The 24,532-nt window shown below is 68.4% G+C and carries 24 protein-coding genes; 16 read left to right on the forward strand and 8 right to left on the reverse strand.

Annotation, left to right across the window (positions count from 1 at the left end):
- Window positions 1-5 precede the first annotated feature (5 nt).
- Window positions 6-620, reverse strand: coding sequence for a nucleoside triphosphate pyrophosphatase (locus tag ASF26_RS03160; RefSeq protein ID WP_056249356.1), 615 nt, complete (start codon window positions 618-620; stop codon window positions 6-8).
- 20 nt (window positions 621-640) lie between these two features.
- Window positions 641-1,471, reverse strand: a complete 831-nt coding sequence (locus ASF26_RS03165; RefSeq protein ID WP_018045933.1) for a pyruvate, water dikinase regulatory protein — start codon at window positions 1,469-1,471, stop codon at window positions 641-643.
- 604 nt (window positions 1,472-2,075) lie between these two features.
- Here ASF26_RS03165 and hemE point away from each other — a divergent pair.
- The 3 genes from hemE to ASF26_RS03180 are packed head-to-tail and all read left to right on the forward strand — an operon-like array spanning window position 2,076 to window position 3,961.
- Window positions 2,076-3,146, forward strand: a complete 1,071-nt coding sequence (gene hemE, locus ASF26_RS03170; protein WP_156462841.1) for a uroporphyrinogen decarboxylase — start codon at window positions 2,076-2,078, stop codon at window positions 3,144-3,146.
- Window positions 3,147-3,155: 9 nt separating this feature from the next.
- Entirely contained in the window at window positions 3,156-3,608 is a 453-nt protein-coding gene (gene hemJ / locus ASF26_RS03175) for a protoporphyrinogen oxidase HemJ (protein WP_056249367.1), read from the forward strand.
- Window positions 3,605-3,961 (forward strand): hypothetical protein, encoded by a 357-nt coding sequence (locus ASF26_RS03180; RefSeq protein ID WP_056249370.1) that lies wholly within the window; start codon window positions 3,605-3,607, stop codon window positions 3,959-3,961. The genes hemJ and ASF26_RS03180 overlap by 4 nt, the downstream gene beginning before the upstream one ends.
- Window positions 3,962-3,981: 20 nt before the next feature.
- Here ASF26_RS03180 and hisG read toward each other — a convergent pair whose 3' ends face one another.
- The 3 genes from hisG to hemH all read right to left on the reverse strand — a co-directional run bounded on the left by hisG (window position 3,982) and on the right by hemH (window position 7,329).
- Window positions 3,982-5,001 carry an ATP phosphoribosyltransferase gene (gene hisG / locus ASF26_RS03185; protein WP_056249374.1) on the reverse strand — a complete coding sequence of 340 codons (1,020 nt, stop codon included), beginning with the start codon at window positions 4,999-5,001 and terminating at the stop codon, window positions 3,982-3,984.
- A complete protein-coding gene (locus ASF26_RS03190; protein ID WP_056249382.1) occupies window positions 4,994-6,148 on the reverse strand; it encodes an ATP phosphoribosyltransferase regulatory subunit in 1,155 nt (384 codons plus the stop codon). The genes hisG and ASF26_RS03190 overlap by 8 nt, the downstream gene beginning before the upstream one ends.
- Before the next feature lie 98 nt (window positions 6,149-6,246).
- Entirely contained in the window at window positions 6,247-7,329 is a 1,083-nt protein-coding gene (gene hemH / locus ASF26_RS03195) for a ferrochelatase (protein ID WP_056249385.1), read from the reverse strand.
- A 127-nt stretch (window positions 7,330-7,456) separates the two neighbouring features.
- Between hemH and ASF26_RS03200 the strand changes: the two genes are divergently transcribed.
- The 10 genes from ASF26_RS03200 to ASF26_RS03245 all read left to right on the forward strand — a co-directional run bounded on the left by ASF26_RS03200 (window position 7,457) and on the right by ASF26_RS03245 (window position 17,602).
- Complete coding sequence (locus tag ASF26_RS03200) at window positions 7,457-8,410, forward strand: class I SAM-dependent methyltransferase (protein WP_056249388.1); 954 nt, start codon at window positions 7,457-7,459, stop codon at window positions 8,408-8,410.
- 120 nt (window positions 8,411-8,530) lie between these two features.
- Complete coding sequence (locus ASF26_RS03205) at window positions 8,531-10,051, forward strand: bifunctional UDP-sugar hydrolase/5'-nucleotidase (RefSeq protein WP_056249391.1); 1,521 nt, start codon at window positions 8,531-8,533, stop codon at window positions 10,049-10,051.
- Window positions 10,048-10,737 carry a uracil-DNA glycosylase gene (locus ASF26_RS03210; protein ID WP_056249396.1) on the forward strand — a complete coding sequence of 230 codons (690 nt, stop codon included), beginning with the start codon at window positions 10,048-10,050 and terminating at the stop codon, window positions 10,735-10,737. The genes ASF26_RS03205 and ASF26_RS03210 overlap by 4 nt, the downstream gene beginning before the upstream one ends.
- A gap of 115 nt (window positions 10,738-10,852) precedes the next feature.
- A complete protein-coding gene (locus ASF26_RS03215; RefSeq protein WP_056249399.1) occupies window positions 10,853-11,272 on the forward strand; it encodes a hypothetical protein in 420 nt (139 codons plus the stop codon).
- Window positions 11,273-11,367: 95 nt separating this feature from the next.
- The gene (gene rlmN / locus ASF26_RS03220; protein ID WP_056249402.1) at window positions 11,368-12,654 is read left to right on the forward strand and encodes a 23S rRNA (adenine(2503)-C(2))-methyltransferase RlmN; all 1,287 of its coding nucleotides are present in this window, start codon (window positions 11,368-11,370) and stop codon (window positions 12,652-12,654) included.
- Window positions 12,655-12,663: 9 nt separating this feature from the next.
- Complete coding sequence (locus tag ASF26_RS03225) at window positions 12,664-13,146, forward strand: hypothetical protein (RefSeq protein ID WP_056249406.1); 483 nt, start codon at window positions 12,664-12,666, stop codon at window positions 13,144-13,146.
- Window positions 13,147-13,227: 81 nt separating this feature from the next.
- The gene (gene ggt / locus ASF26_RS03230) at window positions 13,228-14,964 is read left to right on the forward strand and encodes a gamma-glutamyltransferase (RefSeq protein ID WP_056249409.1); all 1,737 of its coding nucleotides are present in this window, start codon (window positions 13,228-13,230) and stop codon (window positions 14,962-14,964) included.
- Window positions 14,965-15,036: 72 nt separating this feature from the next.
- Window positions 15,037-15,816: a lysophospholipid acyltransferase family protein gene (locus ASF26_RS03235; RefSeq protein WP_056249412.1), complete on the forward strand. Its 780-nt coding sequence runs from the start codon at window positions 15,037-15,039 to the stop codon at window positions 15,814-15,816.
- 199 nt (window positions 15,817-16,015) lie between these two features.
- The gene (locus ASF26_RS03240) at window positions 16,016-16,399 is read left to right on the forward strand and encodes a hypothetical protein (protein WP_056249417.1); all 384 of its coding nucleotides are present in this window, start codon (window positions 16,016-16,018) and stop codon (window positions 16,397-16,399) included.
- A 105-nt stretch (window positions 16,400-16,504) separates the two neighbouring features.
- Window positions 16,505-17,602: a DUF2125 domain-containing protein gene (locus ASF26_RS03245; RefSeq protein ID WP_056249420.1), complete on the forward strand. Its 1,098-nt coding sequence runs from the start codon at window positions 16,505-16,507 to the stop codon at window positions 17,600-17,602.
- 256 nt (window positions 17,603-17,858) lie between these two features.
- On the opposite strand, the gene ASF26_RS03250 is transcribed toward ASF26_RS03245, so the two are convergent.
- From ASF26_RS03250 to ASF26_RS03260, 3 genes are all read right to left on the reverse strand, one after another.
- Window positions 17,859-18,818 carry a prephenate/arogenate dehydrogenase family protein gene (locus ASF26_RS03250; protein WP_056249424.1) on the reverse strand — a complete coding sequence of 320 codons (960 nt, stop codon included), beginning with the start codon at window positions 18,816-18,818 and terminating at the stop codon, window positions 17,859-17,861.
- Complete coding sequence (locus tag ASF26_RS03255) at window positions 18,811-19,932, reverse strand: histidinol-phosphate transaminase (protein WP_056249430.1); 1,122 nt, start codon at window positions 19,930-19,932, stop codon at window positions 18,811-18,813. The genes ASF26_RS03250 and ASF26_RS03255 overlap by 8 nt, the downstream gene beginning before the upstream one ends.
- 86 nt (window positions 19,933-20,018) lie before the next feature.
- On the reverse strand, window positions 20,019-20,882 hold the full coding sequence (locus ASF26_RS03260; protein WP_056249433.1) for a chorismate mutase: 864 nt from the start codon (window positions 20,880-20,882) through the stop codon (window positions 20,019-20,021).
- Window positions 20,883-21,184: 302 nt separating this feature from the next.
- Between ASF26_RS03260 and ASF26_RS03265 the strand changes: the two genes are divergently transcribed.
- The 3 genes from ASF26_RS03265 to ASF26_RS03275 all read left to right on the forward strand — a co-directional run bounded on the left by ASF26_RS03265 (window position 21,185) and on the right by ASF26_RS03275 (window position 24,496).
- Window positions 21,185-22,393, forward strand: coding sequence for a homoserine O-acetyltransferase (locus ASF26_RS03265; protein ID WP_056249442.1), 1,209 nt, complete (start codon window positions 21,185-21,187; stop codon window positions 22,391-22,393).
- Between the two features lie 14 nt (window positions 22,394-22,407).
- The gene (gene metW / locus ASF26_RS03270) at window positions 22,408-23,082 is read left to right on the forward strand and encodes a methionine biosynthesis protein MetW (protein ID WP_244474586.1); all 675 of its coding nucleotides are present in this window, start codon (window positions 22,408-22,410) and stop codon (window positions 23,080-23,082) included.
- Window positions 23,083-23,269: 187 nt separating this feature from the next.
- Window positions 23,270-24,496 (forward strand): adenylate/guanylate cyclase domain-containing protein, encoded by a 1,227-nt coding sequence (locus ASF26_RS03275; RefSeq protein WP_244475799.1) that lies wholly within the window; start codon window positions 23,270-23,272, stop codon window positions 24,494-24,496.
- Window positions 24,497-24,532 lie beyond the last annotated feature (36 nt).

Below are 24,532 nucleotides of genomic sequence, written 5' to 3' on the forward strand. Positions count from 1 at the left end.
CGGGATCAGAAAGCAAGGCAGCCATGGCTGCGCAACCGGTCGAGCAATCCGGTCAGCGGGAGGCCGAGGATCGTGGCATGGGCGCCCTCGATGTCCGCGAACAGATGGAGGCCGAGGCCTTCCAGCTGGTATCCCCCCACCGTGCCGGTGACACGCTCATGCCCGGCGATCGCCAGATAGGTGTCGATGGCGGACGCGCTCAGATCCCGCATGGTCAGACGGGCCTCGTCGTGGAGGAGATCCGGCTCCCGTCCCGGTACGATGAGGGCGGCGGCGGAATGCAGAGAATGGGTCCTGTTGGATAGCCGGCTCAGCTGATGTTTCGCCGCGTCGAGGGAGGCGGATTTGTGAAACACCTCCCCCTCGCAGGCGAGAACCTGGTCCGCGGCCAGGACGATCCGGTCTCGGGCCTTTTCCGCGACCGCTCGTGCCTTGGCCAGGGCCAGTCGGCGAGCGAGATCGGCGGGGGCGAGGGGGCCTGAATCGGCCTCGATGCCGCGCTCGTCGACATTCGGGACCACGACCTCCACGTCGAGGCCGGCGGCTTCGAGGAGATGCCTGCGCGTCGGCGAGCCGGAGGCGAGGACGAGCGGGCGTTCGGGCAGCCAGAGGCGGGTCATGACGGATCTCGCTTCGCGTTTCACGCCACGAGGAACTTGAGCCGGTGCTCGCGGTGGAGATCGAGGATCGCGGCGGCGGTCTCCTCGATGGACCGCCTCGTGACGTCGATGGTCGGCCAGCGATGCCGGTTGCAGAGTTTGCGGCAAGCGGCGATTTCGTCGGCGACGGCGTCGCGATCGACATAGAGCGAGGTGTCATCCGCCTTCAAGCTCAGCAGGCGGTTCTGCCGGATTTGCACGATCCGCTCCGCGCTCGCCAGCAGACCGACAACGAGGGGCTTGCGGGCATTCTCGAGATTGGGCGGCACCGGCATGCCCGGCACGAGGGGGAAGTTCGCGGTCTTCAGCCCGCGATTGGCCAGATAGATCGCGGTGGGCGTCTTCGAGGTCCGGCTGACGCCCACGAGGATCACATCGGATTCGTCGATGTCGAAGGGCAGGTTGCCGTCGTCATGCGCGAGGGTGAAGTTCATCGCGTCGATGCGCTTGAAATACTCGGCGTTCAGCATGTGCTGCGCCCCCGGCCGGGCCGTCGTCTCCGCGCCGAGATAGGATTGCAGCAAGGCGTGGACCGGCTGGAGCACGGAGAGGCAGGGCGAGCCGGTCTCGCGACAGGCCGCTTCCAGACGCTCGGTCAGGTCGTGCCCGACGAGGGTGTAGAGGACGAGGCCCGGCGCCGCCTCGATCTCGGAGATCACCCGTTCGAGCTGGGCCGAGGATCGCACCAGCGGATAGACATGCTCGATGGCCGAGACGCCCTCGTACTGGGCGGCGGCGGCGCGACCCACATTGATGAGGGTTTCGCCGGTGGAATCCGACACGAGATGGAGGTGGAAGTAGCTGCGACTCATCGGAAATTCCCATCCCAGGCCGGCGGACGGGCGTGAGGGATCTCCGGGTTATCCACCACACCTGAGAGCCGGAGTCGACAGGTGGGGATAAAGCACCCTTGTGAGGGCCGGGGGCGGAACCTTCCCCCGCGTTGTCGACTCTCGCGTCAACATGCAGATCATCAACCCTCGTCCCGATCCCGGTTTGGGAGATTCAGGGAGGGTTCGGGCACGGGGGACCCATCACGGCGCGCAAGTCGCTGATTAGACTTCCCGTTCTCGAAAGTTAGCGCGAACCCGTTAAAGCCCCGTTAACGGCGGTGGCGCGGGGATGGGGTGTGGACAAGTTCGCGGTCCCGTCATCCCCCGTCTAAAAGAAAAAACAGAGTCCTAGAATCTCTCTTTTCTTATTAGATAGACGGGACGGGGACAGGGATTTTCGGCCACCTTCAGAGGCTCTCGCAGGGAACAGGGCTTTCGGAAGTGGGCATCGGAGAAGCGGGGACGTCCTGCGGTAAAACAACGTCCCTCGGCAAAACATCTTCCCGAGAAGGGGCAGGGACGTCATAGCTCTGTTCCAAAGGGAGGGTCTCTCCCCAACAAGATGGACCGGGCGGATACGCGGATGACTCGACGTGACGGCACCGATCGTGCGCTGCTTCAGGTTCTCGACGGCAAACCGTCCCGGATCCCTCCCGCCTGGATGATGCGGCAGGCCGGGCGCTACCTTCCGGAATATCGCGAGGTCCGGGCCAGGGCCGGCTCCTTTCTCGACCTCTGCTACAATCCGGATTTCGCCACCGAGGTGACCCTGCAGCCGATCCGGCGGTTCGGCTTCGACGCGGCGATCCTCTTCTCCGACATCCTCGTCGTGCCGGACGCCCTCGGGCAGAATGTCCGCTTCGTCGAAGGGGAAGGCCCGCGTCTCGACCCGGTCCATGGCCGGGACGAATTCGCCCGCCTGAAACAGGCCGACGATCCGAGCATCTTCCAGCACCTGGAGCCGGTCTTCGAGACCGTCCGGCGCCTGCGCTCCGAATTGCCGGCCGAGACGACGCTTCTCGGGTTCTGCGGCGGTCCCTGGACGGTCGCGAGCTACATGATCGGCGGGCGCGGCACGCCCGACCTCGCTCCCGCCCGCGCGCTCGCTGATACCGAGACCGCCCTGGTGGAAGCACTCATCGACCGCCTGGTCTCGGTGCAGATCGAGTACCTGTCGCGCCAGCTCGAAGCCGGCGCTGATGCGGTCCAGATCTTCGAATCCCATGCGGGCTCGCTGCCGCGGGCGCCGGGTGCCACGGAGGACGCCCTCCAGCATTGGAGTTTTGCTCCCATCGCCCGCATCGTCGATGGGGTCAGGGCACGCGTGCCGGGCGCGAAGATCATCGTCTTCGCCCGGGGCTCGGGCCTCGAAGGCCATGCCCGCGTGATGGCGGAGACCGGGGCGGACGCCGTCGGCGTCGATTGGAGCGTCGATCTGAAGGCCCTGCGCGGTGCCGTGGCGCCCCGCACCGTGACCCAGGGCAATATCCACCCCGAAACGCTGATCGAGGGCGGTGAGGCCCTCGACGCGGCCGTGGACGGGGTGCTCGAGGCGACGGAAGGGCTGCCGCACATCTTCAACCTCGGCCACGGCATCACCCCACAGACGCCGATCGCCCATGTGGAGCGGATGCTCGCCAGATTGCGGCGCTGACCTCGGACCATGGTCGACACGCTCTATCCCTGGATCAAGGCGATCCACGTCATCGCCGTCATCTCCTGGATGGCGGGGCTGCTCTACCTGCCGCGCCTCTTCGTCTACCACGCGTCCCTGCCCGAGGGAGCTGGCTCCTCCGCGCAGTCCGAGACGTTCAAGGTCATGGAACGACGCCTGATGAAGGCGATCATGAACCCGGCCATGATCGTCACCTGGCTGCTCGGCCTGTTCCTCGTCTGGCAGAGCGGGTTCTACGCCTCGGGCTGGATGCAGGCGAAGTTCGCCCTGGTGCTCGCCATGAGCGGCTGCCACGGCTGGTTCTCGCGGATGGTCAAGGATTTCGCGGCCGACCGGAACGCGCGGAATCACCGTTTCTACCGAATGGTCAACGAGGTTCCGACGCTCCTCATGGTGGCCATCGTCATCCTCGTCATCGTCAAGCCGGGATTCGGATCATGATCGCATCGCATCGCTTCCGGGTCTCGTGGGGTGCCGCCGCACTGATGCTGGCCGCATCCGGCGCCGAGGCCGCGAGCTTCCCGTGCGAGAAGGCGGAAACGCCCGACGAGAAGGCGATCTGCGGCCATCTCCCCCTCAACGATCTCGACGTGGAGATGGCGGTCCGATTCGAGATCCTGCGCGGGCTGCTGCCCATGGGCGGAAATGCCAAGCTGCGCGACGACCAGGAAGCCTGGCTGCAGGAACGGCGCAGCTGCGCGGCGGATGTCACGTGCCTGACCAAGGCCTACGAGGCCCGCCTGAAGACCCTGCGCGGCGTCTTTTCGGAGTTTGCCAAGCAGGGGCCGCTTTAGGAAGCGGGCCCCACAGAGGTTCAGCCCAGCCGCGTGAGCAGCCGGTCGATCAGCGGGTTGTCCGGGCCGAAGGCGTAATCGATCCGCCTGACGCTGACCGCGCTCGCTCCCGATTTCACGAGATCGTCCACGAGGTCGAACGTAGCGTCCACCGGGCAGTGGAGCACGATCTCGGCGCTCCGGTTTTCCGGCACGCCGTAGGGCAGTTGCGCATCGTGCAGTGCGCTGATCCCGGCGAGGTCCAGATCGCCGTCGGCCGGCATCGCCGCGCGGATCTCGCGGGTGAGGCGGGCGCGCTCCTCCGCCGCGATCCGGCCGAGCACGGTGCGCAGGGCCTTCTTCTGGCTCTGGCCCCAGGGGGCGGTCAGCGAAGCGACGAGATTGGCCTCCGAGCGCAGGATGATGCCGTCGTCGAGGATCTTGAGGGCGTTGGCGGCGAGTGTCGCTCCCGTGGTGGTGATGTCGACGATGATCTCCGCCGAACCCGAGGCGGGGGCGCCTTCCGTGGCGCCGAGGCTCTCGACGATGCGGTAATCGGCGACGCCGTGCTCGGCGAAGAAGCGCCGGGTCAGGTTCACGTATTTCGTGGCGATGCGCAGGCGACGCCCGTGGCGGATGCGCAGTTCGGCCGCGACCTCGTCGAGATCGGTCATGGCGCGGACGTCGATCCAGGCCTGCGGCACCGCGACGACGACGGTGGCCTGACCGAAGCCCAGCGGCGTCAGCAACTCGACCTGGCCGCGCGCATCGGGAAGGCTTTCGCGGATCAGATCCTCGCCGGTGACGCCGAGATGGGCGCTGCCGCTGGCGAGCTGGTTGGCGATCTCGGAAGCCGAGAGGTAGCGCACCTCCACGTCCGGCACGCCGACGAGCTTGCCGCGATAGTCGCGCGCGCCCGCGCCTTGGGCGAGTTTCAGCCCCGCCCGGGCGAAGAAGGCGGAAGCGTTCTCCTGCAGGCGCCCTTTCGAGGGGACGGCGAGGACGAGGGGGCCTTCGCCCGCGTCTTGCGAAGCCTGGGGAGTCGGAACGGTCTCAGCCACGGGACGATCCTTCCGACGTGAGGACACGGGACAGCCAGACGGCGCAGCCCACGGCCGGGATCGGCGTGGGGCTGCCCAGATGCTGGAGCAGGCCGTCGTAGCGACCGCCGCCGACGAGGGGAGCGGCGCCGTGTTCCCGCGTCACCTCGAAGATGAAGCCGGTATAATAATCGAGGTTGCGGGCAAAGCTGCCCGAGAAGCGGAACCGCTCCACGTCGAGACCGTGCGCGGCCATGAAGCCGGTCCGCTCCTCGAACAGGGAGAGGGCGGCCTCCAGCGGCGCGTAGGTGACGCCCGCCGAGGCGGCGAGCTCGCGCATGGACCGGGCGGCCTGATCCGGATCGCCCGAGATGGCGCGGTAGCGCTCGACGACGGCGCGGTTCTCGGCGTTGAGCCCGGCACCGCCATTGGCTCGGGCCGAGGCCTTGGCGAGGAAGCGTTCCGCGATCTCGCCGGCGCTGCGTCCACCCACGCGGGAGATGCCGGCGATGGACAGCACATCCTCGACGAAGGCGCGCACGCCCTTGGGATCCTGTCCCTGGATCGCCGCCAGCAACCCGGCATGCGGGTCTTCCACACTCGCCACGGTGGTGACGTCGTCCAGCGAGCGGCCCGCCGCGAGTGCCCGCAACGTCCGCCGCTTGGCGGCCGGCGGCACATTGAGCCCATCGAGTAGCGCGTCGATGACGCCCATGTCGCCGAGCCTCACCGAGACCTCTCCGGCTCCGAGCAGGTCGAGGCCTTCGAGGGCGAGGCCGAGCACTTCGGCATCCGCCGCCGGGATGTCGGTGCGGCCGATGGATTCGATGCCGGCCTGGAGGAACTCCTCCGCCTCGCCGGAGCCGAGCCGGAAGACCGGGCCGAGATAGCTGTAATCGGCGGTGGCACCCACGCCACGCGCCAGATGCTGGCGGCAGACCGGAATGGTGAATTCCGGCCGCAGGCAGAGTTCCGCGCCCGACGCGTCCTGTGTCACGAAGATGCGCCGGCGGATGTCCTCGCCGGAAAGTTCGAGGAACGGCTCCACCGGCTGGAGCACGGCGGGCGTCATCGGGCCGTAGCCGCCTTGCGAGAAATGCGCGAGGAGCCGCGTTCCCTCATCCGCTCGCACGGTGTCGATCGGATCGACTGCCTCCGGTCTCGTCATGGTTCACCCGCCGCCTGATGCCGCGTCCTTTATCAACCGCGTCCGCTCTTGGCGACCATCAACCGCATCCGCTCTCGACGAACGGATACTGCGGTTTTTCAGAGCCAGCCCTGGAGCTCGCGGCGGACCACGTTCTCGATCACCTTCATCCCGAGATCGCTGTCGTTGAGGCAGGGGATGTAGGCGAAGCGCTCGCCGCCATTGTCCTCGAAATAATGGCGGTTCTCGCCGTCGAGCTCCTCCAGGGTCTCGAGGCAGTCGGCGGTGAAGCCCGGCGCCACGATGGCCATGCGCTTCACGCCGGATTTGGCGAGGGTCTGCACGGTCTCGTCGGTATAGGGCTTGAGCCATTCCTCGTTGCCGAAGCGCGACTGGAAGGTCGTGCGCATCCGTTCCGTCGAGAAGCCCAGGGCCTCGCGGATGAGACGACCCGTCTTCACGCATTGGCAATGGTAGGGATCGCCCTTGAGGAGATAGCTCTTCGGCACGCCGTGGAACGAGGTGAGGATCACCTCAGGCTCGAAATCGAGCTTGGCGAGGCCTTCGCGGATCGAGGTGGCCATGGCCTCGATGTAGACGGGGTCGTCGTGATACGGCGCCGAGACCCTCACGGTCGGCTGCCAGCGCATCTGCATCAGCGCCTTGAAGGCCTGGTCGCAGGCGGTGGCCGAGGTGGCGGCGGCGTATTGCGGGTAGAGCGGCACCAGCAGGATGCGGTCGCAGCCCTGGTCGAGGAGCGCCTGGATGCGCAGGGAGACCTCCGGTTTCCCGTAGCGCATGGCCCAGTCGACCACGACGGAATCACCCATCGCCGCCTGCAGGCGCTCGCATTGGCCCCGCGTGATGGTCTTGAGCGGACCCTCGTTGCGCTCGTTGTTCCAGACGGAGGCGTAGTCGCGGCCCTTCGGACCGGGGCGCTTCGTGAGGATGATGAGGTTGAGGATCGGCCACCAGATCAAGCGCGGCACCTCGATGACGCGGCGATCCGACAGGAACTCCTTGAGATAGCGGCGCATGGGCCAGTAGCTCGTGCCCTCCGGCGTGCCGAGATTCATCAGGAGCACGCCGACCCGGCCCCAGAGAACGGGCGGGTGGTCGGAGGGCAGGCTGGCGGTCGCGGAGGAGTTGGTCTGCAACGGCTTGATGTCCTTGAGGGACGTCGGTTCGACGCGTTCGTTCATCGGGTTCCCGAGCGCCCCGGCAGGGCGCGGTTTGTCAAAGCGGTCTTCGTGGCGCAGTTGTCTGGCGCAGCATATCTATCTAGAGCACGAGACCTGCCAGCGACCATCTCGTCAATGAAGGCGCGACATGCCGTCTCCCCGGTACTTCTTCAACCACTTCATGCCGTTTACCGGCTACCCCTATAAGGGGGGACCGACGGTCTGCAATCTGTGCGGATCGGCCGAGACGGTGACGGTGGCCGAGACCGACCGGCGCCTGAAGACCCTGAAATCCGTCGCTTGCGTCCAGTGCGGCCTGATTCGCACCGACCCGATGCCGACGCCGGACGAGCTGGCGCATTATTACGCCCATGCCTACCGGGCCGATTACCAGCTCGCCTTCGCCGGTGGTCCGCCGCGCCACCACCTCAACCGTTCGGCCCGTGAAGCGACCTTTCGCGCCGACCTGCTGGCGCCTAAATTGAAGCCCGGCGCGCGGGTTCTCGATTTCGGCTCGGGCTCGGGCGAGTTCCTGGCCGCGGCCCGCGCCAAGGGCTGCGAGGCCATCGGCATCGAGCCCGGTCGCGATTATGCCGCCTATGCTCGGGAGCATCACAAGGTCGAGGTCCTGGACGACGCCGACGACGGACGCTTCCCCGCCGGACATTTCGACGTGATCTCGACCCATCACGTGTTCGAGCACCTGCGCGATCCGGCCGTGGTGATGGAGCGCCTGTCGCGCTGGCTGAAGCCCGACGGCGTCATCTACGCGGCGGTGCCCAACATGGCCGCCACCGGCAAGCCGCCCCACGAGCGTTTCCACTTCGCCCATGTCCACGGCTTCGTGCGCGAGACCTTCGACCTCAACGCCCGCCGGGCCGGCCTCGTCCCGCATCCCGAATATTGGCGCGAGGACACCACCGTGGTCTACCGCAAGACCGACTCCCCCGTGGGCGAACTCGCCAATCCGGGTCTCGCCGAGCGTCTCGTCGTCGAGCTCAAGGGCACGCCGGCCGCCGCCTATCTCGTCTCCGGCGCCTGGATCTGGCCGATGCTCCGCCGCAACGCCAAGGCGGTGCGCGACGGTTTCGCCTCGCGTTGAACTCCACGTTCCGGCCTGATGCCGGGATTGGCTTCCCGATGTTGCAGCGGCTTCATCGATCGCGTCCACACTGACGACGGGTGGAATCTCGATCGCCCGGCCCTTCGGAGACCTGTCGCGATGCCTCGTCCTACCCGTCGTCAGACCCTGAGCCTCGGTCTCGGGGCGGGTCTCGCGGCAGGCCTGGCCGCGCCCGCCCGTGCCGGGGCGATCGAACCGACCTTCACGCTCCTCCTCGTCAACGACATCTACCTGATGTCCGAGGTCGAGGGCCGTGGCGGTTTCGCCCGCCTCAACGCTGTGGTGAAGGCGGAGCGGGCGCGCGGCGTGCCGATGCTCTACGCCCATGCCGGAGACACCTTGTCCCCGTCGCTGATGTCGGGGTTCGATCGCGGCGCGCATATCGTCGAACTCCTGAACATCGCGCCGCCGGATGTCTTCGTTCCGGGCAACCACGAATTCGATTTCGGGCCCACGACCTTCGCCCAGCGCATGGGCGAGGCGGCCTTTCCGGTCTTCGCGGCCAATCTGCGCGGTGCGGACGGCAAGCCGCTGAAGGGGATCCGCGACCGGATGATGGTGACGCTCGGCGGGATTCTGGTCGGCATCGTCGGCATCGCCCTCGCCAGCACGCCGGAGAAATCGCAATCCGGCGACCTCGTCTTCGGTCCCGAGATCGAGACGTTGCGTGCGGCGGCCCAGGCCCTTCGGGACGAGGGGGCCGAACTCATCGTCGGCATCTGCCATACGGCGCGCGTCACCGACGAGGCCATCGTGGCGGCACGGATCGTCGACATCCTGCTCTCGGGCCACGACCACGACCTCATCGTGCAGTATGACGGGCGCAGCCTGCTGGCAGAATCGAGTTTCGATGCGCGCTACGTCACCGCCATCGACATCGCCGTGACGGTAAAGGGCGCGGGCAAGGCCCGGACCCTGTCCTGGCACCCGACCTTCCGCATCCACGACACCGCCGACGTCACGCCGGATCCCGAGACCCTCGCCCTGACGCAGCGGCTCGAGGCGCGGCTGGCGAAGGAACTCGACGTGCCGGTTGGGACGATCAGCGCGCCCCTCGACAGCCGCATTTCGACCGTGCGCCTCCGCGAAGGCAGCTTCGGCAACCTCGTCGGCGATGCGCTCCGGGCGGCGACGGGGGCGGAGATCGCGATCACCAATGGCGGCGGCATTCGCGGCAACCGGCTCTATCCGGCCGGCACCGTGCTGACCCGGCGCGACATCCTCACCGAACTGCCCTTCGGCAACACCACGGTTCTGGTCTCCCTGACCGGCGCCCAGGTGCGGGCCCTGCTGGAATCGGCTCTGACCGATCTCGGACGTCCGGCGGGTCGCTTTCCGCAAGTCTCGGGTCTCGTCGTCACGGTGGATCCGGGGGCGGGGGCGGGACACCGGATCCAGTCCATCCTCGTGGACGGACAGCCCCTCGACGAGACGCGCACCTATACCGTGGCCTCCAACAACTTCCTCTATGATGGCGGTAACGGCTACGGCCTTTTGGCCGATGGACGCACCCTCATCGGCGCCACGGATGGCAAGCTCGTGGCCAACGAGGTCATGGCCTATATCGCCCGGCATGACCCCCTCTCCGTCCCCGATGGCGGCCGGATCGTGATCCGGTGACGGCGCCCGGCCCGCTGAGCCTCGCCCTCAACGAGTTCCGTGCCTCGGGCTCGTCCTGGCTCACGCTGCCGTTCTTCTCCGGTGGGGCGGCGGAGGCCGTCTGCGCGCGGGTCGACGAACGGATCGCGCAAGGGGCGAGCGTCCTGCCCTCCCCCGATGCGGTCTTCCGTGCCCTTACCCTGACACCGCTGGAAGCGGTGAAGGTCGTCATCCTCGGGCAGGACCCCTACCCGACGCCCGGCGATGCCAACGGCCTCGCCTTCTCCTATGTCGGCCCCCGCCGGCTTCCCGCCTCCCTCAAGGTGATCCTCGCCGAACTGCCGGGCGCAACGGCGAGCGGCGATCTCACGCCCTGGGCAAGACGGGGCGTGCTGCTCCTGAACTCGGCGCTCACCGTGGAGGCCGGCAAGTCCGGCGCGCACCTGCGCTACGGCTGGTCCGCCCTCACCGACGAGGCCGTGACGGCCGTCTCGGCCCGCCCGACCCCCGCGATCTTTCTGCTCTGGGGCGCACAAGCTCGCGCGCGGGCAATACTGATCGACCGCGAACGATGCGGGGTGATCGAGACCGGACATCCCTCTCCGCTCAACCGGCTGCGGGATTTCCCGGGCACGCGGCCTTTCGATGAGACCAATGCCTGGCTGGCAAGCCGGGGCCTTTCCCCTATCGACTGGTCGCTCGGTTGACGCGGTGAAACGGTCGCTTTGACAGGACGGCCCGGCAGTCTATCTCGGATGGGCAGCATAAGCGGATCGTAAGAAACCGCGCCGCCCCAAGAATACTCCCGAGGAAACGCCGTCCATGCGCCTGAAACCCGTTCTCACCCTGTGCCTTGCGGCCGTCCTGCTCGCACCGACTCTTGCACAGGCCCAGATCCGCAACGCGCCTCCGCCCCGTGCCCTGGAATTCGCCGCCTACATCTTCGCCGCCGCCAATGTCTGCGGCTACCAGATCGGCGTCGAACAATTCGATGCCCTGCTGCAGAAGCAGAATGTCAGCGCCGCCGATGTCGGTCCGCGTGGACCCTTCGGCAATAAGGTCCAGACGATCTTCGCGCTGATGTCGAATCAGATGCAGCTGAACCGCGAGCAGGCCTGCCTCGCGGTGGCCGGCGAGTACGGCCCCGAGGGCAATGTCGTGAAGAACGTGCTGCTTCCCATGGGCGCGGGCTCCCCGCCCGCCGAAGCGAAACCTCCGGTCGAGCCCAAACCCGCGCAGTAGACCCCGCCATTCCGTGCACGCATCGGGACGCATTCGCGTTCCGGTGCGGGATCGCCTATATCGGACCGATTCCAAGTCCGAAGGTTGAGTGATCCATGGCGACGGCGTCGGTCGACACCGCCGGCCGCGACGACAGCGTCGTGGCCGCAATCGAGAAGCTACCCGAGTTCCAGCCGGACGCCGTTCCGCCGGGCCGCTCGTCCCTCATCGGCCTCACCCGCGAGGAGTTGAAGGGGCGTCTGGCCGCCATCGGCGTGTCGGAGCGCGAGCAGCGCATGCGCTCGGGCCAGCTCTGGCACTGGCTCAACGCGCGCGGCGCCACCGATTTCGACCAGATGACCAATGTCGGCAAGGGGCTGAAGGCCGATCTGGCGCGGGCCTACACCCTGGAGCGGCCGGAGGTCGTCACCGAGCAGATTTCCCGCGACGGCACCCGCAAGTGGCTGCTGCGCATGGCGCCCACCGGCAAGCACGACCACAATCGCGGCGCCGAGATCGAGTGCGTCTACATTCCCGGCCGTGGGCGCGGCACCCTCTGCGTCTCGTCTCAGGTCGGCTGCACCCTCACCTGCAGCTTCTGCCACACGGGCACGCAGCGCCTCGTGCGCAACCTGACCGCCGCCGAGATCACCGCGCAGGTGGTGGTGGCCCGGGACCGGCTGAACGATTGGGTCGGCCAGAACCCGGTGGCTGCCGGCGAGGACGAGACCCGCCGCGCCGTCACAAACATCGTCTTCATGGGCATGGGCGAGCCCCTCTACAACATCGACAACGTCATCGATTCGGTGGGCGTGATGTCCGACCAAGAGGGCCTCGGCCTTTCCCGCCGACGCATCACCGTCTCGACCTCCGGCGTCGTGCCGCAGATGCAGCGGCTCGGCGAGGAGGCCCACGCCATGCTGGCGATCTCGCTCCACGCGGTGCGGGACGACCTGCGCGACACGCTGGTGCCGCTGAACCGCAAGTATCCCCTGGCCGAACTGCTCGCGGCCTGCCGCCACTATCCCGGCCTCAACAATGCCCGCCGCATCACCTTCGAATACGTGATGCTCAAGGGCGTCAACGATTCCGATGCGGATGCGCGCGAGTTGGTGCGGCTGCTCCAGGGCATCCCGGCCAAGATCAACCTGATCCCGTTCAACCCCTGGCCCGGCAGCATCTACGAATGTTCGGATTGGGAGCGGATCGAGCAATTCTCCGAGATCGTTTATGAGGCCGGCTATGCGTCGCCGGTGCGGACGCCGCGCGGTCGCGACATCCTCGCCGCCTGCGGCCAGCTCAAGAGCGAGACCGAGAAGCTGCGTGCCCGCGCCCGGATGATGCTGGAAGACGGGATCGGCGCCGAGGGCGTCTATGCCGGGGCCGATGACGACGAAGGCTGAGCGCGTCCCATGCGGTTCCTCGGCCGCCTGATCTGGGCGAGCCTCGCCCTGTGCTTCGCCATTCCCTGCGGGGCCCTGGTGCTCGTCGCCGCCATCCTGCTCGATCCGGTCTCCAGCGAAGCGCTGACCCGGATCGGCCTGTTCGGTTTCCTGCAGGGCATGACCGATCTCGCCTCCGGGATCGGACCCGACGTGATCCTCGTCCTTGCCGCCGGGCTGGCCAGGGCCGGTTTCATTCTGCTGGTGCTGCCGCCCGTGGCCATGGCGCTTATCGGCGAGGCGATGAATCTGCGCAGCGCTCCGGCCTATTCCGTCGGCACGGGGCTCGCTACCGCCCTCGTGCCCTGGCTCATGCGGGGCGCGTCCGGCTCCCTCGCCGCGCGCAACCTCGCCGTCGAGGGACGGGTGACCGCCTTGCTTTTCCTTGCCGGAGCGGTCGCCGGGCTGGTCTATGGCTGGATCGCCATACGCGACCGGCCCGTTGGGGCCTGAACGCGCACCGCTGCCGCTGCGTTGGCTGCGACGGGCATCGGCGCAGGATGCCGTGGGAGAGCCTCGCATGACGGATTGGGCATGACCGGACGTCGTTTCAGCCTCGCCTTGACCTTTCTCACGATCCTGTCCGGACCGGCCCTCGCCCAGGCGGTTCCGGAACTGCCGCCGATCCCCTCCGACGACGCTCGCATCCTCCCCGTCCTCGGGACCCACGGCATGGTGTCCTCGCAGGATGCCCTGGCGACCCGCGTCGGTGTCGCGATCCTGAAGGGTGGGGGCAACGCCGTCGATGCCGCCGTGGCGGTGGGCTTCGCCCTCGCGGTGACGCTGCCGCAGGCGGGCAATCTCGGCGGCGGCGGGTTCATGCTGGTCCGCCTCGCCGCCACCGGCGAGACCGTGGCCATCGATTTTCGCGAGACGGCACCCGCCGCGGCGACGGCGGACATGTTCCTCGCCCCCGACGGGCAGCCCGATCGCGGCGCATCCATCCGCACCGGCAAGGCCGTCGGCGTTCCTGGCTCCGTGCGCGGATTGGCCGAGGCGCACCGCCTCTACGGTTCCGGCCGCTTCACTCTCGCCGATCTCATTGCCCCGGCCAGGGCTTTGGCCAGGGACGGGATTCCCGTGGAGGGCGGGCTCGCTGATTCGCTGCCCCGCGCCGCCGACCGCCTCGGGCGCTGGCCTTCGAGCCGTGCCGTGTTCTTCCGCGACGGGCGTCCGCTCCAGCGGGGCGAGACCCTGGTCCAGCCCGATCTCGCCGCGACCCTCGCGGCCATCGCCGAACAGGGGCCCGATGCGTTCCATACCGGGCCGATCGCGGAGCGGATCGCGGCGGCGGCGAGACGCGTCGGCGGAGTGCTGACGTCCGCCGATCTCGCCGCCTACCAGCCGGCGCTCCGCCAGCCCATTCGGGGCACCTACCGCGGCTACGAGATCGTCTCGATGCCGCCGCCGAGTTCCGGCGGTGTCCATCTCATCGAGATCCTCAACATCCTCGAAGGGTTCGATCTCGCCGCCATGGGCGCGGGCAGCGCCCATGCCCTCCACACCCTCGCCGAGGCGATGAAGCCGGCCTATGCCGACCGCGCCACCTGGCTCGGCGACCCGTCCCGCTCGGAGGTGCCGGTGCGGGGCCTCACCGCCAAGGCCTATGCCGAGACCCTGCGCGCCGCCATCGACCCCGCCCGCGCCCGTCCGGTCGAGGCGGTGAAAGCCGGCGACCCGCTGCCTTACGAATCCGACCAGACCACCCACTATTCCGTGGTGGACCGCGCCGGGAACGCCGTCTCCACCACCACGACCCTCAACTTCTCCTACGGGCTCGGCCTCGTGGCGGAGGGAACCGGCGTCCTCCTCAACAACGAGATGGACGATTTCTCGGCCAAGACCGGGAGCGTCAATGCCTATGGTCTCGTCGGCGGCCCTGCCAATGCGGTGGCTCCCGGCGCCAGGCCGCTCTCCTCGATGACCCCGGCCATCGTGCTCAAGGACGGACGCCTCGTCCTCGTCACCGGAAGTCCGGGCGGCAGCCGCATCATCTCCACGGTGCTGCAAGTGATCGTCAACGTCATCGATTTCCGCATGAACCTCGCCGAGGCCGTCACCGCCCCGCGCATCCATCACCAATGGCGGCCCGACGTGCTGTTCGCCGAGGACGGGCTCTCGCCGGATACCCTCGCCCTGCTCCGGGCGAAGGGGCACGCGGTGCGGGTGGGATCGACCTCCGGCTCGGCCAATTCGGTGATGACGGGGGGCGGGCTCGTGGCGGGAGCCGCCGACACGCGCCAGCGCGGAACCCTGGCCGAGGGCGAATAGGGCGGTTCGGGTCGAGCGGATGGTGCGGCGGGACGGCGCGCGCTACAGGAAGGGCATCATTCCGGGTTTCCGATGCATATCCTTCGCTCCATCGCCTTCAACATCGTCTTCTACCTCGCCACCGCCCTCATCGCGATCGGCGGCTTGCCCGCCCTCGTCTCGGAGCGGGCCTGCATCCGGGTCGCCCGGTTCTGGGCCAAGGTGAGCCTGTGGCTGTTGCGCGTGGTCGGGGGCGTGCGCGTGGAGTTCAGGGGGTTGCACCACCGCCCCCCCGGCGCGCTGCTGGTAGCGTCCAAGCATCAATCCGCCCTCGAGACCCTGGCCCTCGTCACCGCCTTCCCGGATTTCGCCTATATCCTCAAGCGCGAGCTGCTCTGGATTCCGCTCTTCGGCTGGTTCCTGTCCCGTTCCGGCATGGTCGCCATCGACCGCTCCAAGGGCACCCGCGCCATGGCGGCGATGAACGAGGCGGCGGCCCGCGCCATCCGCGACGGGCGCCAGCTTATCATCTTCCCCGAGGGCACCCGCAAGGCGCCGGGTTCGCCCCCCGCCTACAAGCTCGGCATCACCCATCTCTACGCGGCGCTCGGCGTGCCCTGCCTGCCCGTCGCCCTCAACAGCGGCCTCTACTGGCCGCGCCGCCAGCTGACCCGTCGCCCCGGCACCACGGTGATCGAGTTCCTCGCCCCCATCGCCCCCGGCCTCGACCGCACGGCGTTCCTGGAGGAGATGCAGACTCGGATCGAAGCCGCCTCCGATGCCCTCCTGGCGTCCGGCCGGGCTGATCTGGCGGCACGCGGTCATGCCGTGCCCGAGACCGGTGCCGTCGCAGAACAATCCAGGACCGCGTGAGTGCTTAGTCTATCCACAGGCTGTGGATAAGCCGGTCGGAGGCACTCTGCGGAGAGCGAAAGCGCGACTCTTGACGGAAGGAAATTGTTAAGATTACTCTGGAACAAAGGGCGAACGGAAAAGCCGTCTTCGTTCTCACCCCGCAAGGTGCGGAACACGGCTTTCACCGATGCCCATCCTCTGATCCGGAGATCCATCCATGCGCGAAGTACGTCTCAGGACGACGGCCAGCCTGCGTGGAACTCCTGCCCTGGTGCTGAGCGCTTGGCGCGGCCGGTCCGGGCGTCGCTACGTCGTCGGCATCCATGACCTGGCCGAGCTCGAACTCGACGACATGGGCGAGGCGGTGGTGATGGCTGTGCGGCGGGACTCCGCCGGGATCGGCGAACTCATCGCCGTGGCCGCGGCCGGATCGAGCCCGCGCGAGCGGCTCACCCGCAACTGGATCGCCCGTGCGCGCCATGGGGGCGCCACGGAGATGCATGTCCACCGCCTGGCCGAGGACGAGGCTGAGCGGTGGGAGATCGTCGCCGATCTTCGTGTGGATCGGCCGATGGACCAGATCACGGGCGTCGCCGCCTGAATCGGCGGGCGGCCATGCTTTCGCCGCGTTGAGACCCGCCAAAGCTCAGTCACGAAGGACCCCCCGTCGACGGCGACGGGGCTTCGAGATCGAGGCGAGCGGACGATGGCGCAGGAACCGGATTTGGCGGCCAGGAAACGGCCATCGCGGACCGGCCTGTTCCTGCCCTACATTCTTCTCCTCGCCGTCGTCCTGATCTGGAGCGCGGGCTGGTTCTGGATTCGCGGAAAGGCCGAGTCCGAAATGGATGCCTGGATGGCCCGCGAGGCGACGGCCGGGCGCAACTGGACCTGTATTGATCGCTCGATCACCGGCTATCCCTTTCGGATCGAACTGCGCTGCGCCTCCCTCGCCTTCTCGCGGGCGGACAGCCGCTTCACCCTTGGACCATTGACCGCGGTGGTACAGGTCTATCAGCCGCGCCAGGGCATCCTGCAGGCGAGCGGGCCGTTCCACGTGGAACAGGACGGCCTCGTCGCCGACGCCACCTGGACCTCGCTGGAGGCGAGTTTCCACGGTACGTCCGACGGGTTCGCACGGGCCTCCCTGGCGATGGATGGACCGAAAGTCAGAGTGACAAATGCCGGACCGCAGCCCATCGACGTGGCGGCCAAGCACCTCGAATTCCACGCCCGGCCGACACCCGCCCGTTTCGCTACCGAGGGTGCCGTCGACACCAGCCTGCGGCTGACGCAGGCGAACGTGCCGGTCCTCGATCCTCTCCTCGGCAACACCGCCCCCATCGACATGGCGTTGGATGCCACGGTGAATCAGGCGGCCGTCATCCGGACGGGACAGGTGGCGCGCGAGCTCGAAGCCTGGCGCCGGGCCGGCGGCAGCCTCGACATCGCCCTGCTTTCCCTGGCCAAGGGCGACCGCCGCCTCCAGGCCCAGGGCAAGATCGCGCTCGACGACGAGCACCGTCCCGCCGGACAGATCGATATCCGCGCCGCCGGGGTAGAGTCTCTGGTCGGGCAGGTCATGGGCCAGCGTTTCGGGGCGGAGAAGGGAGCCCTGATCGGAGGGCTGGTCGGTAAGCTGCTCGGTGGCGGAAGTCGCCGCCAGGACGCCGAAACGGCCGCAGCGCCTGCGGCGACGGGAGATCCGTCCCTCAAGGCGTTGCCGCCCCTGCGCCTCACGGACGGACGCCTGATGCTGGGTCCGTTCCCGATTCCCAACGTCCAGGTGCCGCCTCTGTATTGAGCGGGCCGCTCGACCCCAATGCATGAGCCATGACGTCTCGGCAGGAGACGTTCATCCCTGCACGACCTCATCCTGAGGAGCCGAAGCGAAGCGGAGGCCTCGAAGGAGCCCTCCAGCTCGCGACGTGGTTTCTGGAACCCTCCTTCGAGGCCGCTGCGCGGCGCCTCAGGATGAGGTCGTGGGGGGGAGAGAATGGACGCTTTGCTCGGGGGGCGATGGCGAACCAGCCCCCACGGTCACACTCACCGGACGACCCCTACCGCTCGGAGACCGGTTCGTCCTTCGCCGGCTCCGGCGGGGTGCGGCTGCGGCCGAAATCCGCTTCCGCCGTCTCCTGCCCCAGGGCGACGATGCCCCGGCGGATGGCGCGGGTGCGGGTGAACAGCTCGAACAGCGCGTCGCCGTCGCCCCAGCGGATGGCGCGGGCCAGTGCCGCCAGATCCTCGTTGAAACGGCCGAGCATCTCCAGCACCGCGTCCTTGTTGGTGAGGAACACGTCCCGCCACATGGTCGGATCGGAGGCGGCGATGCGGGTGAAGTCACGGAACCCGCCGGCCGAGAACTTGATGACCTCCGATTGCGTCACTGCTTCGAGATCGGCGGCCGTGCCGACGATGTTGTAGGCGATGAGATGCGGCACGTGGCTGGTGATGGCGAGCACGAGGTCGTGATGCTCCGGCGTCATGCTCTCGACGATGGCGCCGAGCCCCTCCCAGAAGGCCTGGACCCGCGCGGTGGCGGCCTCGTCGGTGCCCTCCGGCGGGGTGAGGATGCACCAGCGGCCCGAGAACAGGGTCGAGAAGCCGGCATCGGGGCCGGAATACTCGGTGCCCGCCACGGGATGGGCCGGGACGAAATGGACGCCGTCCGGCAGATGGGGCGAGACGGCGGCGACCACAGAGGCCTTAACCGAGCCGACATCGGACACGATGGCGCCGGGTTTCAGATGCGGCGCCATCGCCTCTGCGACGGCACCCACGGCCCCCACCGGGACGCACAGGATGACGAGGTCGGCGCCGGCAATGCCTTCGGCTTCCCCCGTCGCCTCGTCGGCGAGGCCGAGAGCCCGCACACGCTCGACCACGGCCGGGTCGCGGTCGATGGCGACGATGCTCCGCGCCAGCCCGTATTGCCGCGCCCCTCGCGCGATGGACGAGCCGATCAGCCCGAGGCCGACGATAGCGAGGCGCTGGCAGACGGGTTTCGCCTCAGGCACGGATGCCGTCCTTCACGAAGGCGGTGAGCGCCGTGACGAAGGCCCGGTTCGCCTCTTCGCTGCCGATGGTGACGCGCAGCGCGTCCGGCAGGCCGTAGGACGTGACGCGCCGCACGATTACGCCGCGCGCGGCGAGATAGGCGTCTGCTTCCGCAGCGCTGCGGTTCGGCTCGTCGGGAAAATGGACGAGGATGAAGTTCGCCACACTCGGGGTGACCGCCAAGCCCAGCGAGGAGACGACCTCGGTCATCCAGGCGAGCCAGGTCTCGTTATGGGCGACCGCCGCCGCCACATGCGCTTCGTCGGCGATGGCCGCCGCCCCGGCCGCGATGGCGCTGCCCGACAGGTTGAACGGCCCGCGGATGCGGTTCACCGCATCGATCACCCCCGCCGGGCCCACCATCCAGCCGATCCTCAGGGCCGCGAGGCCGTGGATCTTCGAGAAGGTGCGGGTCATCACCACGTTCTCGGATTCGAGGACCAGTTCGAGGCCGGCGCTGTAATCGTTCGTCCGCACGTACTCGGCATAGGCCCCGTCGAGGACGAGGAGGACGTTCGGCGGCAGGCCCGCATGCAGGCGTCGGATCTCGGCGAAGGGCAGGTAGGTGCCGGTCGGGTTGTTGGGGTTGGCGAGGTAGACAATCTTTGTGCGCGGCGTGACGGCGGCGAGGATCGCGTCGACATCGGCGTGAAGATCGCGCTCGGGCACCACCACGGGCGTGCCGCCGGCGGCCAGGATGGCGATGCGGTAGACCAGGAAACCGTGCTCGGTGAAGATCCCCTCGTCGCCCTCCGAGAGATAGGCGTAGGCGAGGAAGGACAGGAGCTCGTCCGACCCGGCACCGCAGACGATGCGGGCGGGATCGAGCCCGTAGCGGAAGGCGATGGCCTCGCGCAGGCGCGTGGAGTTTCCGTCCGGATAGAGGGCGAGGCGGAACGCCTCTTCGCGCATGGCCTCGATGGCCAGGGGGCTCGGACCCAGCGGCGTCTCGTTGGAGGAGAGCTTGTGGACCTTCACAGCGCCCGGCGCGCCGCTCTTGCCGGGCACATAGGCCTCGATGGCGAGGATTCCGGGGCGGGGTACGGGACGGGACACGGGGGAAGCGGAGGACATGAGCGCGGGCCGGCTGGAGTTCAGGCTGCCCGTCTAACGCAGCTTGCCCTCCTTGACGAGAGAACCGGCCGCCTCCCGGCCCGTCGTTACACCCGGAACCGGGCGGCGTGGCTGCCGATCTCGTCGAGGCTTTCCACGATCGTGCCGGCCCGCTCCAGGGTCTCCCGCAATTGCCGGCCGCCGACCCCGCCCGGTACGGCAATGAGAAGGCGGTGACCGCCCGTGACGGCCGCGCGCGCCACCACCTCGCCGTAGAGGTCCTGCAGGGCACGGGCGCTCTCGGGCGTCCAGTTCTCGAGCCGGGCCGCGTGGAGCACCCAGTCGCGCTGGGCGGCGGCCGGATCGTCGAGGGGGTTGGCCACCACGAAGACCGGGGTTCCGGCGGGATGGGTCGGCCGCTCGATGAAGGGCAGCCGCGCGATCACCTTGGGCCGGCCTTCACCGACGAGGCCCTCCCACCACGGCGCCTCCGGGCTCGGCGGTGCGGAACCTTCGGGGTCGAGGCGGAAGATGCCGAGATCGCCGCGCGAGGCGGCCACGGCCTCGATCACCGCCGCGCAGGTGGGATGCGGCCGGTAGGGCACCGTGAATCCGAAATGGAAGCGCGCCGAGTCGCGCATCTGTGCGTCGCCGCCGGACACGTCCGCATGGACGCTGAACGGGGCCTGGACCCAGGTGAAGGTGGCGATGATGACCCGCCATATCCCCTCCACGGTGTCGAGGGGGAGCAGCCCGCGATGGCGCTCGGCCACGCGCCGCATCATCGAGGCCTCGCGGCCGGGCCGGAAGGCCGAGCCGCTGGCCGAGGTGCGCTTGACCGCGATGAGCCGGTCGATGATCGAGCCGCGCTGGATCAGCAGGGCATGCATCTCCGCGTCGATCCGGTCGATCTCGGCGCGCAACTCGGCGAGATTGTCGAGGGGCGGTGCGGGTCTCGTGGTGAAGCGCATGCGGGCAGTCGCGTCCGGCGGCGGGTATGGATCGGGTATGGATCTTGCCGACCCCGCATGAGGGAGACGGCCGATCGTGTCTACGTTTCCCGAAGCCCGAGGACCAGAGCACCGGTCGTGACCTTCTCGCGCGCGGCCCCTTTCGTTGACGCCCGTGCATACGCACATTACGCCCATATTCGTTCGGCTGGGCCGGGCACCGATGGGGATGGACCTTCGCGACGCGTCGATAGGGTGGCGACCGGCCGCCCCCCTCGCATCACCGCGAAAGCGAATCGGCGAACAACGCGCGAAGACGCCTGATGACCATGTCGCTCGACAGTCTCGCAAGGCCCGACGAGGGGAACCTCCGCCAGGACGGCATCCCGACGGATGCGCCGCCCTCCCTCGATCCGCGAAGCCCGGTGGCCTCGTTCGGCCTCGACGAACCGCTGGCGATGGATGCCGGCGTCGATCTCGCGCCGTTCCGGATCGCCTACCAGACGGCCGGCACCCTTAACGCCGACCGGTCGAACGCGGTGCTCATCTGCCATGCGCTCACCGGGGACCAGCATTTCGCCCACACCCATCCGGTGACGGGTAAGCGCGGTTGGTGGGAGACCCTGGTGGGACCGGGCAAGCCCATCGATACCGACCGCTACTTCGTGATCTGCTCGAACGTGATCGGCTCCTGCATGGGCTCTACGGGTCCGGCCTCCACCGATCCCGCCACGGGCAAGCCCTACGGCCTCGACTTTCCGCTGGTGACGATCCGCGACATGGTGCGGGGCCAGGCGATGCTCCTCGACCGTCTCGGCATCCGCGACCTGTTCCTCTGCGTCGGCGGATCCATGGGCGGCATGCAGGTGCTGCAATGGGCGGCGCTCTATCCCGACCGGGTCTTCGCCGCGATGCCCATCGCCACCGGCGCCCGCCACTCGGCCCAGAACATCGCCTTCCACGAGGTCGGCCGTCAGGCGATCATGGCCGACCCGGCCTGGGCGGAAGGACGCTACCTCGAAGCCGGCACGCGCCCCGCAAAGGGCCTCGGCGTGGCGCGGATGGGTGCCCACATCACCTATCTCTCCGAGCCGGCCCTGCACCGCAAGTTCGGCCGCCGCTTCCAGGGCGGCCATGCTCCGACCTTCTCGTTCAACGCCGATTTTCAGATCGAGAGCTATCTGCGCCACCAGGGCCTGAGCTTCGTCGAGCGGTTCGACGCCAACGCCTACCTCTACCTGACCCGCGCCATGGATTACTTCGACCTCGCGGCCGACCATGGCGGGGTGCTCGCCAACGCCTTCCGCAACACCCGGACGCGGTTCTGCGTGATGTCCTTCACCTCCGACTGGCTGTTTCCCACGGCGGATTCCCGCGCCATCGTACATGCGCTGAACGCGGCCTCGGCCTCGGTCGCCTTCGTGGAGGTCGAGAGCGACAAGGGTCACGACGCCTTTCTCCTCGACGAGCCGGTGATGTTCAACGCCGCCAAGGGCTTCATCGACGCCGCGGCCCGGGCGAGGGGCTTGTGACGTCGGTGAGCCGCGTGGCCCTCGCCCCCTGGAGCACGACCGACACGCTGCCGCGCAGCGACGGCGCCCGCGTCGACCATCTCGTCGTGCTCGGTCTCGTGCCGCCGAGCGCCCGCGTCCTCGATATTGGCTGCGGCGACGGAACCCTGCTCGCGCTGCTGCGCGACCGGCGCGGCGTCGACGGGCGCGGCATCGAGCTCTCCCGTGAGGGCGTCAACGCCTGCCTGGCGCGTGGCCTGCCGGTGATCCAGGGCGACGCCGACACCGATCTCGCCAATTACCCCGACGACGCCTTCGACGTGGTGGTCCTGTCCCAGACCATCCAGGCGACGCGCAACCCGCGCATCGTGCTGGAACACCTGCTGCGCATCGGCCGGCAGGTGGTGATCTCGTTCCCGAATTTCGGCCATTGGCGGGTCCGCTCGGAACTCGCCTTCCGGGGGCGGATGCCGGTGACCGAGCTGATGCCGGAGGAATGGTACGAGACCCAGAATATCCACCATTGCACCATCCGCGACTTCGTCGGCCTGTGCCGGACCGTGGGGGCCGAGATCGAGAAGGCCACGGCGCTCAACGCGCGCGGCCGGCCGATGCGGATCTCCATGCCGTGGTGGGTCTGGAACCTGTTCGGCGCGCAAGGGGTGTTCCTCCTGCGGCGCGGTGACGGAACGCCGTCCGACGCCAACTGAGGCGATCCGGGCGCGTACCCCTCCCGAAGAGGCCGGCGGCCGGCATGCGGCAATCTCCACCGATGGCCTGCGTGGACCGCATCCGGCATGAGGAGCGGCCGATGGCGCAGGAGGAGACAGCCTATTGAGAACCGGGGATCGAGACCGGGCAAACGGGGAAGAGCCGCGTTCGCCGACGATCACGCATTTGCAGCAGGCATCGAGCGGCCGGTCCTTCGCCCTGCAGTTGCTCATCGTCCTGGTCCTGCTCGCCACCGCGCAGACCTATGACGGATCGATCCACGGGCTGGGACACTGGATCGTCCTGTCGGTCTATGCCGGGGCCTCGATCCTCCTGGCGCTGCTCAGCCTGCGAACGGCGCCGGGTACCGGCATCCCCGTAGGCCCGAGCCGAGGGTGGCTCGGCTGGGGCTCGACTCTCCTCAATGCCAGCGTCGCGATCTACGTCCTCGTCGAGCACATGTTTCTGGGTGCCGCCGACACGGAGGAGGCTGCCGCCGCGGTCAGCCGGATCCCGGCCTTCCTGATCCTGCTGCAGACCGCGTTGACCATGCGCGTCTGGCACACCTGCATCTTCGCCGGTCTGGTGACGGCGGGGTGGGGCGGCGCCATCCTGTTCGTCTATCTCTCGCCCGAGAGCCAGCATCTGGGACCGCACGTCACCCTCGACGAGGAGGTTCCGGGCCTTCTCACCTTCATGGTCGCCAGCCTCGTAGTCCTCGACGGTGTGCGGCGGCTGACCTGGGCGGTGGCGGCGACGTTCCGGCTGGAGCGGGAGCGCCTGATCCTCACTCGCTTCGTGCCGGCCGCCGTCGCCGAGGATCTGGCGCAGGGCGGCGGTCCGGGCGAGGTCCAGGAACGGCATGCCTGCCTGTTCGCCCTCGACATCCGCGGCTTCTCGGCGCTGACGCGGACGCGGCCGCCCCAGCAGGTCGTGGAGGTCCTCATGGAGATGCGCGCTCTGACGCATCGGGCCGTGACGGAACGCGGCGGCATTGTCGACAAGTATATCGGCGACGGGGTGCTGGCGCAGTTCCTCGTCGGCCCTCCCCAGGCGCAGGCGCGCGCGGCCTTCACCTGTGCCGAGGCGGTCCAGCTGCGGCTGGCGGCCCTCAACCGGCGCCTCGCGGAGAAAGGCCTTCCCTCCTTGCGCGTCACCATCGCGCTGCATGCCGGCGACGTCCTCGTCGGCGTGTTCGACGACGGTCATCGCGCGGAATTCACCGTGCTCGGCCCAGCGATGAACACCCTCGCCCGCATCGAGGCACGGGCCAAGGCCGTGGACCTCTCGATCGCCATCTCGGAAGATTTCCGCGATCTCCTTGCCGGCTCCGGGGCGAGCGGTCTCAACTGGATCTCGGCCGGGACGGTGAGCGAGGCCTCTGGGCCCCGGCTCTACGCCGTCGCGCGCTGAATCGTATCCAGCCCGATGCCATCGGCAGACTCGTCA

Source organism: Methylobacterium sp. Leaf93 (genome assembly GCF_001422345.1).
Taxonomy (GTDB): domain Bacteria; phylum Pseudomonadota; class Alphaproteobacteria; order Rhizobiales; family Beijerinckiaceae; genus Methylobacterium; species Methylobacterium bullatum.